This is a genomic window from Acidimicrobiia bacterium, from assembly GCA_029210695.1.
Classification (GTDB): domain Bacteria; phylum Actinomycetota; class Acidimicrobiia; order Spongiisociales; family JAHEDJ01; genus JAHEDJ01.
The window spans coordinates 1-14,304 of the sequence record JARGFH010000001.1 but is presented as its reverse complement, the minus strand read 5'-3'; the positions used below and the strand labels follow the sequence as shown (position 1 = coordinate 14,304).

The following is a 14,304-nucleotide window of genomic DNA, read 5'->3' as shown; positions in this document are numbered from 1 at the left end:
TTGGGTCTTAGGTTCTGACGCGCCACAACCTAGAACCTATTGACCTAGAACCTCTTCAAGGCAACGGTCACCCGTATGAAACTCGGACCGTTCCAGCCGGGAGTGGGGAGTGGGGGGATGCGGCGAAGAGCGATCCAGATTTCGAGTGACCGTTGCACCTCAAGAATACTCCTCATCAGGATTTGCGGTGGGCTTTGAGAGGATGGCGAGGCGTGGCGACCGCCTCCTCCGTATGCTCTACACTTCTCGCCGAGCCGGGGTGGCGAAATTGGCAGACGCGATGGACTCAAAATCCATTGGACCTTGGTCCGTGCGGGTTCAAGTCCCGCCCCCGGCACTACATGCCCGCCACCCGGAGTCTGATGTCCCGCACAGAACGACGTATCTTCCAGATGAACGAGCGCCTCGCCGAACTCGAGCGCGAAGAAGCGCAGGTGTTCGAGGAGCTTCAGTTCCACCGTCACCTCAACGACGACGCCCAGCGCGATGCCGCGGTTTCAGATCACCCGGAGGATCGGGCCGGCGCCCGCCAGACTGCCGCAGATGTCGCCAGGTTCGAACGGGCGGTCGCCGAAGTGCAAGCACGCCGCCTTAGGCTCGAGGAGAAGCGAGGCAAGCTCCTCGATCGACTCCGGGACCTATGATCACGGTTCATGCCCACTCTCGCCCTGCTCGACGGCCATAGCCTGGCTTACCGCGCGTTCTACGCGCTCCCGGAAGATCTCGCCACTCAATCGGGGCAAGTCACCAATTCGGTGTATGGGTTCGCCAGAATGCTGATCCGTCTCCTCAAGGATCACCCCGTCGACGGCCTGGCTGTGGCCTGGGACGTAGGGCGGAGGACGTTCCGCACCGATGAATACCCCGAGTACAAGGCACAGCGAGAGAAAGCTCCCGACACCTTCCGGAGTCAACTGCCACTGATCGATGAGGTGCTCGACTCGCTGGGGATCACCCAGTTCCGCATGGAGGGGTACGAGGCAGACGACATCATCGGCAGCCTTGCTACGAGTGCCTCCGATGAGGGTTGGGATGTGCTGATCGTGACGGGTGATCGCGACGCGTTCCAGTTGGTGAATGACAGGGTGAAGGTGGTCTACACGCGCCGCGGCATTTCCGACATCGTCATGGCCGATGAGCCGTGGGTGACTGAGCGCTACGGCATCAGCCCTGCGCAGTACGTCGACTACGCAGCATTGCGCGGCGACACGTCGGACAATCTGCCCGGCGTGCCCGGCGTCGGGGAGAAGACGGCGGCGCGGCTGGTCGCCTCCTACGGCACACTCGAGAGCATCTACGAGCATCTCGATGAGATGACGCCCAAGCTGCGCGAGAACCTCGAGGCTGCGAGTGCCCAAGCGTTCCTCAACCGGCATCTGATGCAGCTGATTCTCGATCTCGACACCGGTGCCGTGGTGGATGAGCTGACCTGGACAAACTGGGATCTCGACCGGATGAAGGTCCTGTTCCAGAGCCTCGAGTTCCATTCGCTGTTCGATGAACTGATGGCGGTGCATCCGGACGGCGCCCCGGAGGTGGAAGCACTCGACGTCGAAGTCGTGATCCCGCCCGGCCAAGAGATGAACGAACTGCTGTCCCGGATGGATCGAATCGCGTTCGACCCGCTCCATGAAGGAGGTGAGCTGGTCGGGGTGGTCATCGCCGTCGACGATGAGACGGCCGCCTTCTTGCCTATCGACCGGATCGATGAATGGAGTCCCTTCTTCACGGATGAGGGGGTCCCCAAGACTGCTCACGATGCCAAGGGCTTTGTCCGCGAGATGCTGGCCAGGAACCTCGAGGTCCATGGACTCGATCTCGATACGGCCCTGGCTGCCTACCTCATCGACCCGGCCGCCCGGTCATTCGAGTTGCGCGATCTGGCGGACCGCTACCTGGGTCTCGAGGTCGAGTCACCCGACACAGAGGCGTCCGGTGGCAGCCAGGGGGCGTTCGATTTCTCCGGTGGACCTGATCTCGAAGCGGCAGGCCGGCGGGCCGTTGTGCTCCGCCGGCTTTCCGGGGCACTGATGGATGAACTCGACACGCGCAGCGAGCGGCCCTTGTTCGACGAGGTCGAGATCCCTCTGCTCGGTGTCCTGGCCCGGATGGAGGTACGGGGCGTCGGTATTGATCGGAAGTACCTCGAAGGGCTCGGCGACGACCTGAGGGCTCAGCTGGCCGATCTCGAAGTGCTGATTCATGAGGCTGCGGGCGGACCTTTCAACATCAACTCAACGCTCCAGTTGCGTGAGGTGCTCTACGACCGGCTCGACCTCCCTGTTCTCAAGAAAACCTCGAAGGGGGCTCCGTCGACCGACGCCTCAGTGTTGAAGAAGCTGGGGGACGCCCACCCGATCGTCGAGCACCTGCTTCGGTACCGCGAACTCGAGAAGCTGCGGTCAACCTATGTGGACGGCTATCTGCCCTTGATCGCGGCGGACGGACGGATTCACACTTCGTTCAACCAGATCGCTGCCTCGACGGGACGGCTCTCTTCAGACAATCCGAATCTGCAGAACATCCCGGTGCGGTCGGAGACGGGCCGCCTGATCCGGCGGGCCTTCGTTCCGGAGGCCGGGTGGACGTTCGTGGTCGCCGACTATTCGCAGATCGAACTCCGGATCCTCGCCCACCTCAGCGGCGACCCCGGGCTGCTCGAGGCCTTCAAGAATGATCAGGACATCCACACCGCCACCGCCGCCCGGGTGTTCGGCAGGGATCTCGATGACGTTCCCGTCGAGTTGCGGAGAAGGGCGAAGGCCATCAACTTCGGACTGCTGTACGGGATGGAGGCGTTCGGCCTGGCCGACCGGCTGGAGATCACCCGCGAGGAAGCGACCGAGCACATCGACGCCTACTTCGCCCAGTTCCCCGATGTGCGGGCGTTCATGGATTCCGTGGTCGTGGACGCCAAGCGGTTGGGATACACGGAGACGTTGTTCGGCCGGCGCCGGTACCTTCCCGAACTGAAGAGCGACAACTTCCGCATCCGTCAAATGGGGGAGCGGATGGCGCTGAATGCTCCGATTCAGGGAGCGGCGGCGGACATCATCAAGAAGGCGATGGTCGAACTCGACACCCGCCTGGCCGGCCTCGAGTCGAGGATGCTGCTCCAGATCCACGATGAACTGGTGCTCGAAGTTCCCCCCGACGAGATGACGGAAGCGACCGGACTACTGGTGTCCACAATGGAGAGCGTGGTCGAGCTCTCGGTGCCGCTGCGAGTCGATGTCTCGAATGGCGCCAACCTGGCCGAGTGCAAGGGTTAATCCGACTCCCAGACACCTGGGATGATCTGCAAGCTCGCCGGGTTTCGACTGGAGGCCGGATGCTGTTCCGTGATACACTCTTTCCGCCTCGTGACGTTCCGTCGCGAGAGCATCTCTCTCGGAGGAAACACAACCACCCATGACGACCGAAAACGAATCCGCGCCTATCGCCGATGAGGCGAGCGATGCGGTGGCCGACCTCGAACCGGAAACTCCGGCGGCCGAAACTGATCAGACCGAAACGACCGACGAAGCCGTAGTGGCGGAAGCGGTCGCAGAGTTAGTCGAAGACGCACCCGAGGAGACGGTCACACCCGTCGCCGGGGAGGTCGCTGAAGAATCGGCGGCCGCGGTCATTGCCGAAGCGCCCGCTGCAGAAGTCTCTGAAGTGCCCGCCGAACCGGCTCCCGGAGAACAGGCTGAGGCCGTCTCCGAAGCGGAGGAAGCCGTTTCCGAAGCGCCCGCGGAGGAAGCCCCTGAGGCGGCTCCGGTTGAGGCAGTGGTTCGCCAGCCCCCGAAGCCGATCGTCGTCAAGACACTCGCCGACCTGCCGGACGATATCGCCGATGACTTCGAAGCCGCGCTCGCTCACACGGTCCTCGAGTTCTCCGAAGGCGACATCGTCGAAGGTACCGTCGTCGGTATCGATCAGAACGAGGTCCTCGTTGACATCGGTTACAAATCCGAGGGTGTGATCCCGGCTTCTGAGCTGTCCATTCGCAACAACGTGAATCCGGCCGACGTCGTGTCCCCCGGTGAGCGCATCGAGGCGGTGGTCCTGGACAAGGAAGACGACGAGGGTCGTCTCATCCTCTCGAAGAAACGTGCGCAGTACGAGCGCGCTTGGGGCCGGATCGAGACTATCACCCATGAGGGTGGCACGGTGACGGGCCCCGTCATCGAGGTCGTCAAGGGCGGCCTCATCGTCGACATCGGCCTGCGTGGATTCCTACCTGCATCGCTCGTTGAGTTGCGCAGGGTGCGCGATCTCGACCAGTACGTCGGTCAGGACATCGAAGCCAAGGTCATCGAACTCGATCGCAATCGCAACAACGTCGTGTTGTCACGGCGGGCGTTCCTCGAAGAGGCTCAGGCCGAGCAACGTCAAGCCTTCCTCGACGATTTGGCAGTGGGCGAGATTCGCCCGGGGGTGGTTTCCTCGGTGGTGAACTTCGGTGCATTTGTGGACCTGGGTGGCATGGACGGACTCGTGCACGTGTCCGAACTCTCCTTTCAACACGTCAACCATCCTTCAGAGGTCGTGAAGGTCGGAGACGAAGTGATGATCAAGGTGCTCGAGGTCGATCTCGATCGCGAACGGATCTCCCTCTCGATCAAACAGACCATGGAAGACCCCTGGGAAGCCTTCTCGAGTGTGCATGACGTGGGCTCGGTTGTGGACGGCACCGTGACGAAGACGGTCCCGTTCGGAGCATTCGTCTCCGTCGGCGACGGCGTCGAGGGTCTTGTGCATGTTTCGGAGATTGCCGCTCATCGGGTGGAGTCACCGGAACTCGAGCTTTCGATCGGGCAGCCGGTCAAAGTCAAGGTCACCGAGATGGACGAAGGTCGCCGCCGGGTGAGCCTTTCGATCAAGCAGGCTTCTCCTGATTGGCAGGACCGGCCGGCGCCGCCTTCGGCGGGCGCAACTTCCGCGCCGCGTGAGCCGCGTCGCCGTCCGCCCGAGCGCCGGGAATTCGAGAAGGAGCCGGAGACAACAGAAGAGCGTTCATTCAACGTAGATTCGAGTCTCGAGGCTATCCTGCAAGAACTCAAAGAACGCGGGATTGGCCGGCGCTGAGAACGCGGCTTGACAATTTCACGATCTGTGGCAGCCTCGGTGCTGGTGGCAGGGCCGGGGAGACTGAATAACGATGACTCTGCGACAACAGGGGGGTTTTGTGTACGGTAACGGTTGGGCTTTCACCGACCGCGCTGCTGTGCGCGCCCCCGCAACAAACTGGTACTTTGGGGTTTTGATGCCGTTCGAATGCGGCCCTCATGATTTAAGGAGACTCAATGGGTAGGCGGACACTCGTCCTGGTGGTTGCGCTGCTGCTGGCGGCCATCGCCACGTTTGCTGTGTACAACTTCCTCTCCGGAGTCGAAGAAGAGGCCGCCAAGGACCGCACCTATCAGGTCGTTTACCGCGCCCTCGAGGTTCTCCCGGAGGGCACCACCGGTGCGGCCGTGATCGAGCAGTTCCGCTATGTGGAGAGCGAAGAAGAAGCCCGCCTCGTTCCGCAGAACGCCATCGACTCGATCGAGAAACTCGAAGCGACGCTGGCCGGCCGGGTAGCCGCCGGTCCGATCTCCGGCGGGCAGGTCTTGACGACCGATCAGTGGGTGGCGATCACGACAGAAATCGCGCCGCTGGCCGGTCGGATTGCCGACGGCAAGGAAGCCATCACCGTTTCAGTCGCACTTGAACAGGGTGTCAACGGGTTCATCGAGCCCGGTGACAGGGTGAATGTGATCGTTTCCATGGAACTCGAGATCGACGTGCCGATCGGAGAAGAAGTCATCATCGGAGACGTGCAGCCAGAAGAGCCCGCTCCTGCCGATGGACAGCCGGTAGAGACCAATACCATCACCAAAGCCTTCACCCGCTATACGCTGCAAGGCGTTCCTGTCCTCGCAGTTGGCAAAGACGTCAAGCCGGAAGAAGACGCTCCTGCGGAGGTCGTCGTTCCTCAGACCACCGAAGACGGGGCGGTGACGGTCCCAGAAGAAGAGAGCAGCGTCGTCGTTCTTACCCTCGAGGTTTCTCCCGACCAGGCCGAGAAACTCGTGTTCGGCCGTGAGAACGGCTCGACCTGGTTGACGCTCGTACCTCCCGGATTCGTTGCCGTATCCGATCAGCCGACCGAGGGTGTGACCGTGGAAGCCCTGTACGGACCCGAGTTTGGCTACCTAACCAAGTTGTTCCCGTTCCTTGCCGACCTGGAAGCGTTGCTCCTCGAAGAATGACGACCGAATACGACTGGGACCAATACGGAATCATCATCGTCGATGACGATGACGAGTTCCTCGACGAGGCAAAGCGTGCCTTCGACGGACGCGTTCCGACCGCGCGCACGCTCGCCGATGCGCAGCGCGCCGTCGAGGCGGGCGATATCCGTTTGGTGTTGCTTGGACCATCCCACGCCCACGAGGCCGGTATCAAGGACGCCACGATGCTGCAGGAGTTCGATCCCGACCTCTCTCTCGTCCTGGTCGCAGGCACGATCACCGCTCCACTCCTGAGGGCGGCGCTCCGGGGCGGTCTTCGTGATGTGATCGAAGCACCCGTCTCTCCCGCCAAGCTGGCAGAGATACTTGGTGACGTCGGGAAGCGTGCCGAACGAAAACTGGCCGCCCCACCGTCGGAGCCGTATGCGCCCGCTGCTCCCCGTGAGGGCCGCATCATCACCGTCATGTCGGCCAAGGGTGGAAGCGGCAAGACGGTCATGGCGACCAACCTGGCCATGATGCTGGCGCAACACCATGACCCCAAGCGGGTCGTCGTGGTCGATGCCGACCTGCAGTTCGGCGACGTCTGCCTCGTACTGCAACTTGAGCCGAAGCTGACCGTCGTCAACGCCGCCCATGAGATCCATCGTCTGGACGAGTCCCTGCTCGATTCATTGTTGACCAAGCACCCAACCGGATTGAGTGTTCTCGCCGCCCCGCTCGAGCCGGCCTTCGCCGACGAGATCTCCACCGCCGCCATGATCGAGATCCTCGGCAAGCTGCGAGGCATGTTCGACTTCGTGGTCGTCGACACGGCTTCGCTGCTCGATGAGTTGCTGCTGTCGCTGCTGGAACGTGCCGATGACGTACTGGTCATCGTCGACATGGATCTGCCCAGCGTCAAGAACGCCAAGCTGGCCCTCGAGACGTTGCGCTTGCTGAAGTTCCCCTCTTCCAAGATCCAGCTGGTGCTCAACCGTTCGAACGCCAAGGCGCGGCTGGACGAGAAGGAGATCGAGAAGTCTCTAAAGATGAAGATTTCGGCATCTGTTCCGTCCGACGGGCTGGTACCGGCTTCGGTCAACGAAGGCCGGCCGGTCGTCGAGAGTGCTCCCAAATCGAAGGTTGCCAAAGGATTTGAGTCCGTATATAGACTCGTCGTTGGGGAGACAACCGAGTCAAGTCGGGAGTCCAAGCGCCGATGGTTATAGGTACTGGTCGACGCGCACCCCGAAGGAGGGACTGAACCATGGCATCGCTGTCTGAGAGAGTGGCCGCCGCCAAACAGTCGGGCGTGACGTTCGACTCGCAGCGCGAGAAGACGTTCCGCGACCTGCGCGGCAAGCTCCATTTCCGGGTCGTCGAGGAACTCGGTCCGACGCTCTACGACCGCCAGATGAGTGACGCCGAACTGCGTTTACGGGTGATGGAGATGCTCGAATGGGCAGTCGACCAGGAGGAGAGCGTCCCCCTGTCGAGCGCCGACCGATCACAACTCCTCAATGAGATCGCCTCGGACGTTCTCGGATACGGCCCGATCGATCCGCTTCTCAACGACCCTGAGGTGACCGAAGTAATGGTCAACGGACCGCACAGCATCTATGTCGAGCGCGACGGCAAGCTGGCCAGGACCGACGTCAGGTTCGTCGATGATGTCCATCTGCGACGCATCATCGACAAGATCGTCGGTCAGGTCGGCAGGCGCGTCGACGAGGCCACTCCGCTGGTCGATGCACGGCTTCCCGACGGTTCCCGCGTCAACGCGGTCATTCATCCATTGGCCATCGGTGGCCCGTTCCTGACTATTCGTAAGTTCTCCGTCGACCCATTGCAGGAGGAGGATCTGGTCCGGTTTGGCTCGATGAGCCAGAAAGTGGCCGACTTCCTGCGGGCATGTGTCGAGGGCCGGCTCAACATCTTCATTAGCGGTGGAACCGGCTCCGGCAAGACCACCACCCTCAATGTGGCGTCTTCCTACATTCCCGAGACCGAGCGAATCGTGACGATTGAGGATGCAGCCGAATTGCAGCTCCATCAAGAGCATCTGCTCAGCCTCGAGTCCCGGCCGCCGAACCTCGAGGGCAAAGGTCAGATCACGATTCGCGACCTGGTTCGCAACACCCTGCGTATGCGGCCCGACCGGATCGTCGTCGGTGAGGTTCGTGGTGGTGAGGCCCTCGACATGCTGCAGGCGATGAATACCGGTCACGATGGGTCGTTGACCACCGTGCACTCGAACTCGCCACGGGACACACTGTCCCGCGTCGAGACCATGGTGCTCATGGCCGGGTTTGACCTCCCGGTCCGGGCCATCCGTGAGCAGATCTCGTCGGCCGTCGATCTCATCGTCCACATCGGCCGGTTGCGGGATGGCACCCGCCGTGTAACGCACGTAACCGAGGTGGAGGGCATGGAGGGCGACATCATCACCCTGCAGGATCTGTTCCTGTTCGACTTCGGGATGGGTGTCGACGAGGACGGCAAGTACCTTGGTCGGCTGAAAGCCACCGGCATCCGGCCGAGCTTCAGCGATCAGCTATCGGACATCGGCATTCGCCTGCCGGGCGATCTCTTCGATCCCGAACCGTTCGCTCGCCGGTCTGATTCCTACACGATGGGACGGTAGCCATCAAGCGCCTCTTGCTCCTCGGGCTTGTCGTCATGCTTCTGGTCTCTGCCGGTCTACCGGCGCTTGCCCAGAGCGAAACGGCCTCTCTCGACATCCTCGATGTCAACATTGGACGGTACGAGGACGATGGTCGTGTCACAATGGTGGTCGAGTTCCGCAACATCGTTGGTCTCAACACTGACGAGATAGTGGTCACCGAGAATGGTGTGCCCCTGGAGTCGATTGAGGTCGAGTCCATTGCGGAGTCGACAGTCAGGGTGGGCGTTGTCCTTGTCATCGACGTCAGCGGCAGCATGGTGGGCGATCCTATTGAGCAGGCCAAGGCGGCCGCCGCCAGTTTCGTGCGCACCAAACGGGATCAAGACTGGATTGCGCTCGTCACGTTTGGCGACGAGGTCAATGTTCTCTCGGCCTTCCGGAATGATTCGGCTGAACTGCTCCGGCTGATCAGCACGCTCGAATCTGGGGGCGACACCGCCCTCTACGACGCGGTCATTCGTTCGGTTGGTATGTATCAAGGCGAGGCAGCCGAACTCCAACCACACATGATCATCCTCACCGACGGCGCAGATGATGGCTCCGAGGCGACGGTCGATGACGTGCTCGCAGTCTTGGACTCTGGAAGTGCCCCGCGGGTGTTCGGCATCGGGCTCGAGTCGGCAACCTTCGATCCTGGCCCCCTCCAGAGCTTCTCATCGGCTACCGATGGTCTCTATCTCGCAACCTCGGATCCGGCGGAGTTGGCGACGCTCTACGACCAGATTCAGCGCGAACTCGACAACAAACTCGTCCTGCGATTCAACGCCTCAACCAAGAGCCCGGAGGATGTTGCCTTCGCGGTCGAGTATGGCGCATTGGTTGCTTCAACCTCAGTCGCCGTTCCCGGTTTCGTAACGCGAACCACCGAGCCCCGGTCGACGACAACCGTGACCTTTCCGCAGGCGGAGCAATACACCGTTATCTCCAATGCCCCGGCTCCTCCCGGCACCTTGCTTCTGATCGGATCCCTGGCCGTTGGTCTTTCTCTGGTAATGCTGCTCTATATTCTCTTCGGGCGGGAGCAAGACGAGGGGGCAGACTCCTTCCGCAATCGCCTCCAAGCATACGGGCGCGGAGGCCGGGAGGCCGTTGAAGAGAAGAAGGGAATCCTGGCCCGCATCCCATTCCTCGGCCGCTTCACCGAACAAGCCGAGGAGGCCGCCCGGCAACGCGGGATTCTCAACGCTCTCAACAGTGTTCTCGAGCAGGGCAACATTCCTCTTCGGGCGGGCGAAGCTATTGCGGCAGGGTTGGGCCTCAGCATCATAATTGGTGTGGTTGTCTGGGCTGTGACCCGAAATGCCCTCTTCGGGATCGCGGCTCTGGCTGTGATGCTGCTCCTGCTGTTTGCGCTCATCCAACGGGTGGGCCAACGCGAGAAAACCAAGTTCGAAGAGCAGTTGCCCGATACACTGATCCTTGTTTCAACGTCTTTGCGCGCAGGGTTATCGCTGCTGCAGGCTGTCGAGGCCGTCGTTTCTGAGGCGCCGCAGCCGACCGCTCGGGAGTTCGGAAGGGTGATTGCCGAGACACGATTGGGACGTCCCGTTGTCGATGCTCTACACGGAATCACCGCCCGCATGCGGTCTGAGGACTGGAACTGGGCAGTCATGGCCATCGAAATCCAGCGTGAGGTCGGCGGTAACCTCGCTGAAGTGCTGCAGACTGTGGCAGACACGATGTTGCAGCGAAATCGGCTCCGAGGCGAGATTCGTGCGCTGACCGCGGAGGGCCGTATATCGGCCTTGATCCTGGCCGCAATGCCCTTCCTTCTCGGCTTGTTTCTGTTCACGACCAACCCCGACTACCTGAGCCCGCTCACCGCCGATATCAGAGGATGGTCCGCAATCGGCGTCGGATTGCTGCTCATGGGCTTGGGCGGATTCTGGTTGAAGAAGATCGTGGATATCGAGATCTGATGGATCAACTACTCCTTGCCGCTGGTTCTGTATTTCTGGTCCTATTTGCCTTTGCCTTCTGGGTGGGACTTGGTGTAGTACGTGTGCGCGAGGCGGCGACCGACCGGTTGGCCATGTACGGGCGGAACGCGCTGCGCGAGGAAACGCTGTCCAAGCCGGTCTCCGAACGGGCGATCGCCCCGATCTTCATCGGACTCGGTCGCGGTCTTGCACGTTTTACACCGGTGGGCTGGCTGAAACGCACGCAGAAGCGGTTGATCTTTGCCGGCAGCCCCGGAACTCTCGATGCCAACGCCTGGGCCGTGATCAAACTGTTGGGCGTCGCCGCCGGCCTCGGACTGTTCTTCCTGGCTGTATCGACGGTTGATCTCACAATTGGGATGACGCTGCTCATGCTTGCGTTTGCGCTCATTCTCGGTTTCTTCGGGCCAGACGCCTGGCTGACCCGCAAGATCGATGAGCGGCGCGCACTGATGCAGCGCGCTCTACCTGATGTCTTGGACCTGCTCGTCATCAGCGTTGAGGCCGGACTCGGCTTCGATTCCGCCCTGTCGAGGGTGGTGGCAACGGTCCCAGGCCCGCTGTCTGAGGAGTTCTTCCGCATGCTTCAGGAGACTCGCGTTGGCGTCACCCGCCGCGATGCGATGCGGCACTTGACGGACAGGACCGACCTCGACGAGCTTCGGTCGTTCATCCTCTCGATGATGCAGGCCGAGGCCTTCGGTGTGACGATCTCCCGGGTGCTGCGAGTGCAGGCAGATGAGATGCGCGTCAAGCGGAGGCAGCGGGCTCAAGAAAAAGCGTTCGCCGCTCCAGTCAAGCTGGTGTTCCCGCTGGTTTTCTGTATCTTCCCATCTCTATTCATCGTCCTGCTAGGCCCGGCAGCACTCCAGATCTGGGACAACTTCATCAATCTCTGAGGATTCATTGGTAGGACCCTCCCGCCATTCGCCTGCGTCGCGGTCTCCGTCGACTAGATGGTCCATCCGGAGTCTGTTTATGCTCATTCCCTGGGTCGCCATCGGCATCGCGGCATTTCAGCCCATCAGGGACAACTCGTTTCTCTGGCATCTCCGGGCAGGCGACCTTCAGCTCGGTGCAGGTGAGGTGATCCGAAGCGATCCCTTCTCGTTCACGTCCGGCGGCGCACCATGGCGGACCCAGAGTTGGTTGATCGAACTCATGTACGGATGGCTCGACGGCAGGTTCGAACTAAGGTTCGTACCTGCATGGATTGCCGGCTGCGCCTTGCTGACTGTCGGAGCGACCGGGATCCGCATGTACCGCCTCGGGTTCAATGCGACTCGCATATCCGCTGGGATGATCGGGCTGACGTGGCTGGGAGGTATGTACTTCGTTCCGCGGCCGGTAGTGGCATCGTTTGCCCTTTTGGCTTTGTTGATACTCGTCACGGAGATGCCCGGAATGAGATGGTCGATCCCGGTCCTTCTCTGGGTGTGGGCATCGAGCCATGGTTCTTTCGTTCTCGGGATTGGATACGTGGCGCTGTATGCCGTCGCTCAGCGGGATCGGCGGATCGTGCGTCCGCTGACACTGGCGAGCATAGTGGTGTCCCTTACGGCGCATGGGTGGCATGCTTGGGAGATCCTGTGGCGATTTGTATCGAATCGAGGAGCTTTGGATTTCATCTCCGAGTGGGCTGCTCCCGATCCGCTGTCCATTGGGGCCCTTCCGTTTTTCGCCGGCATCATCGCCCTTATCTATCAAGCGATCAAGGGCAGGGTTCCTGTCGGAGATCTATGGATCATCGGTCCATTCCTTCTGTTTGGGTTGACATCACTGCGGGCGCTATTTCCGGCAATGATTGTGTTGGTGCCGTGGATGGTGCCGGCGATCCGGTCTCGTGAGCGATCTAATGGTTCAGCTTCGCCGATTGTGGTGTTGATCGCGGCAGGACTCATACTGGCCCTCCCATTTGCCGCCTTTCGAGGTCCGGTCGAAATCGACGACCAGACGTTTCCGGTGGCAGCACTGGACTACCTGGCCAACGGCCCGGCTTTTCACGACGATGCCGTGGGCGGATACCTGATCTATGCCGGCGGTCCTGACCACGCTCATTGAAACTCCCCAGACCTGCTCACTGAAATTCCCCACCTCCTGAGAGGGAATACCCACTGTTGGGTGGGGCCCTCTCCAAGCTGGCTGTCAGCAACGACCCGCCGGCGAGGAGAGGAACCCCTGCCTGATGTTGACACAGGAGGAAGACGTGGAAGTTCATGCATTGAGGAAGCAGGGTTGGACGATCTCGGAGATCGCCCGCCACACGGGAAGAGACCGAAAGACGATCCGGGCGTATCTGGCTGGTGTCCGCCAACCAGGCGTTCGGGCGGTGGTCGAGGAAGATCCGTTCGACCACGTCGAGGCGTATGTGCGGCAGCGTCTGGTCGATGATCATGGTGTGTGGGCAACAACCTTGTTCGATGAGGTCCAGGCGTTGGGGTATGACCGTTCGTATCCGACGTTCACCCGCAAGATACGCGAACGGAATCTGCGTCCGCATTGCGAAGCCTGTTCGGGGGTGAAGGGCCGCCCCACGGTCATCATTGAGCATCCATCCGGTGAGGAGCTCCAGTGGGACTGGGACGAACTCGGGACGTGTCCGTGGGATCGGACCGTGGAGGTGTCGATGCTGGTCGGAGCCTTGTCGTATTCGTCCAAGAGTCGGGCGTGGCTGGCCTATTCGACCGATCAGCCGTATCTGGTTGAGGGCATCGACGCGGTGCTGCGCCGTTTTGGTGGCACCGCACGGGTGTGGAGGGTGGATCGGATGGCGACGGTGATCAACCCACAGACCGGGAAGATCCAGGCGTCGTTCGCACCGGTGGCGAAGCATTACGGAGTCAGAGTGGTGCCGTGTCCGCCGAGGCGGGGGAACCGCAAAGGCGTCGTGGAGAAACAGATCCACTATCTGACTCAACGCTGGTGGCGAACCCTCCAGGCGACGTCGCTGGCTGAGGCGCAGGCGTCTCTGGATCTGAGGTGTATCTGACTCTTTGATATAGGTCGCCGGGTTCCTAACCCAATTCATGGTCGGGTCCGGGGCGGGTTGTTTCTGTTGTAGTCGATCCGATCTTTGCGTGCCTTCTTCATCCCGGTTGATCGTTGCCGTCGGATGGCGGCTCCTCTGCCGGAGTGCTCGTCATCGGGGGTGACATACCCGATCCCTTCATGTAGCCGGACGGTGTTGTATTCGACTCGAATCCTGTCGAGCTCGACGTCGAGGACGGCAGGATCGGTGATCCTGGTCAGGTGGGGCCAGTCGCCTTTGAGGTGGCCGAAGAACGACTCGATCGGTGCCTGGTCGGTGGGAGTGTGGGGCCGTCCATGATGTTGGGTGATCGCCATCAGCGCCATGAAGGTGCGGGTGTCGCCGGCTTTCATCTCTGGTCCGTTATCCGGCTCATCGGATTTCAGCGGGGTGTGATGGTGGCGAGTAGATTCCAGTTGGGTTTTCCGGCGTAGAGGAGGGCTC

Annotated in this window: 11 protein-coding genes and 1 tRNA gene; 11 read left to right on the top strand and 1 reads right to left on the bottom strand. The window is 61.3% G+C overall.

Going from position 1 to position 14,304, the window contains the following annotated elements; all coding sequences use genetic code 11:
* Window positions 1-253 precede the first annotated feature (253 nt).
* From P1T08_00060 to istA, 11 genes are all read left to right on the top strand, one after another.
* Window positions 254-337, top strand: a tRNA-Leu gene (locus P1T08_00060).
* A gap of 25 nt (window positions 338-362) precedes the next feature.
* Window positions 363-644 carry a hypothetical protein gene (locus P1T08_00055; protein ID MDF1594473.1) on the top strand — a complete coding sequence of 94 codons (282 nt, stop codon included), beginning with the start codon at window positions 363-365 and terminating at the stop codon, window positions 642-644.
* Between the two features lie 9 nt (window positions 645-653).
* The gene (gene polA, locus P1T08_00050; GenBank protein ID MDF1594472.1) at window positions 654-3,272 is read left to right on the top strand and encodes a DNA polymerase I; all 2,619 of its coding nucleotides are present in this window, start codon (window positions 654-656) and stop codon (window positions 3,270-3,272) included.
* 523 nt (window positions 3,273-3,795) lie between these two features.
* A complete protein-coding gene (gene rpsA / locus P1T08_00045; protein ID MDF1594471.1) occupies window positions 3,796-5,073 on the top strand; it encodes a 30S ribosomal protein S1 in 1,278 nt (425 codons plus the stop codon).
* A gap of 218 nt (window positions 5,074-5,291) precedes the next feature.
* The gene (cpaB, locus tag P1T08_00040; protein ID MDF1594470.1) at window positions 5,292-6,242 is read left to right on the top strand and encodes a Flp pilus assembly protein CpaB; all 951 of its coding nucleotides are present in this window, start codon (window positions 5,292-5,294) and stop codon (window positions 6,240-6,242) included.
* Entirely contained in the window at window positions 6,239-7,435 is a 1,197-nt protein-coding gene (locus P1T08_00035; protein MDF1594469.1) for an AAA family ATPase, read from the top strand. The genes cpaB and P1T08_00035 overlap by 4 nt, the downstream gene beginning before the upstream one ends.
* Before the next feature lie 38 nt (window positions 7,436-7,473).
* Window positions 7,474-8,850 carry a CpaF family protein gene (locus P1T08_00030; GenBank protein ID MDF1594468.1) on the top strand — a complete coding sequence of 459 codons (1,377 nt, stop codon included), beginning with the start codon at window positions 7,474-7,476 and terminating at the stop codon, window positions 8,848-8,850.
* Window positions 8,851-8,864: 14 nt separating this feature from the next.
* Complete coding sequence (locus P1T08_00025) at window positions 8,865-10,811, top strand: type II secretion system F family protein (protein MDF1594467.1); 1,947 nt, start codon at window positions 8,865-8,867, stop codon at window positions 10,809-10,811.
* On the top strand, window positions 10,811-11,731 hold the full coding sequence (locus tag P1T08_00020; protein ID MDF1594466.1) for a type II secretion system F family protein: 921 nt from the start codon (window positions 10,811-10,813) through the stop codon (window positions 11,729-11,731). Before P1T08_00025 ends, P1T08_00020 begins: the two co-directional genes overlap by 1 nt.
* A gap of 79 nt (window positions 11,732-11,810) precedes the next feature.
* Complete coding sequence (locus P1T08_00015; protein ID MDF1594465.1) at window positions 11,811-12,893, top strand: hypothetical protein; 1,083 nt, start codon at window positions 11,811-11,813, stop codon at window positions 12,891-12,893.
* A 124-nt stretch (window positions 12,894-13,017) separates the two neighbouring features.
* The gene (istA, locus tag P1T08_00010; GenBank protein ID MDF1594464.1) at window positions 13,018-13,821 is read left to right on the top strand and encodes an IS21 family transposase; all 804 of its coding nucleotides are present in this window, start codon (window positions 13,018-13,020) and stop codon (window positions 13,819-13,821) included.
* Between the two features lie 35 nt (window positions 13,822-13,856).
* Here the strand turns inward: istA and P1T08_00005 are convergent.
* Window positions 13,857-14,304, bottom strand: a 448-nt coding sequence (locus tag P1T08_00005) for an integrase core domain-containing protein (GenBank protein ID MDF1594463.1), incomplete at its 5' end; no start/stop codon positions are given.

Excerpts from the sequence above, each read along its gene's own strand:
- istA (MDF1594464.1), top strand. The coding sequence starts at position 13,018 with ATGTTGACACAGGAGGAAGACGTGGAAGTTCATGCATTGAGGAAGCAG.
- cpaB (MDF1594470.1), top strand. The coding sequence starts at position 5,292 with ATGGGTAGGCGGACACTCGTCCTGGTGGTTGCGCTGCTGCTGGCGGCC.
- P1T08_00035 (MDF1594469.1), top strand. The coding sequence starts at position 6,239 with ATGACGACCGAATACGACTGGGACCAATACGGAATCATCATCGTCGAT.
- P1T08_00030 (MDF1594468.1), top strand. The coding sequence starts at position 7,474 with ATGGCATCGCTGTCTGAGAGAGTGGCCGCCGCCAAACAGTCGGGCGTG.
- P1T08_00015 (MDF1594465.1), top strand. The coding sequence starts at position 11,811 with ATGCTCATTCCCTGGGTCGCCATCGGCATCGCGGCATTTCAGCCCATC.
- polA (MDF1594472.1), top strand. The coding sequence starts at position 654 with ATGCCCACTCTCGCCCTGCTCGACGGCCATAGCCTGGCTTACCGCGCG.
- P1T08_00020 (MDF1594466.1), top strand. The coding sequence starts at position 10,811 with ATGGATCAACTACTCCTTGCCGCTGGTTCTGTATTTCTGGTCCTATTT.
- P1T08_00055 (MDF1594473.1), top strand. The coding sequence starts at position 363 with ATGTCCCGCACAGAACGACGTATCTTCCAGATGAACGAGCGCCTCGCC.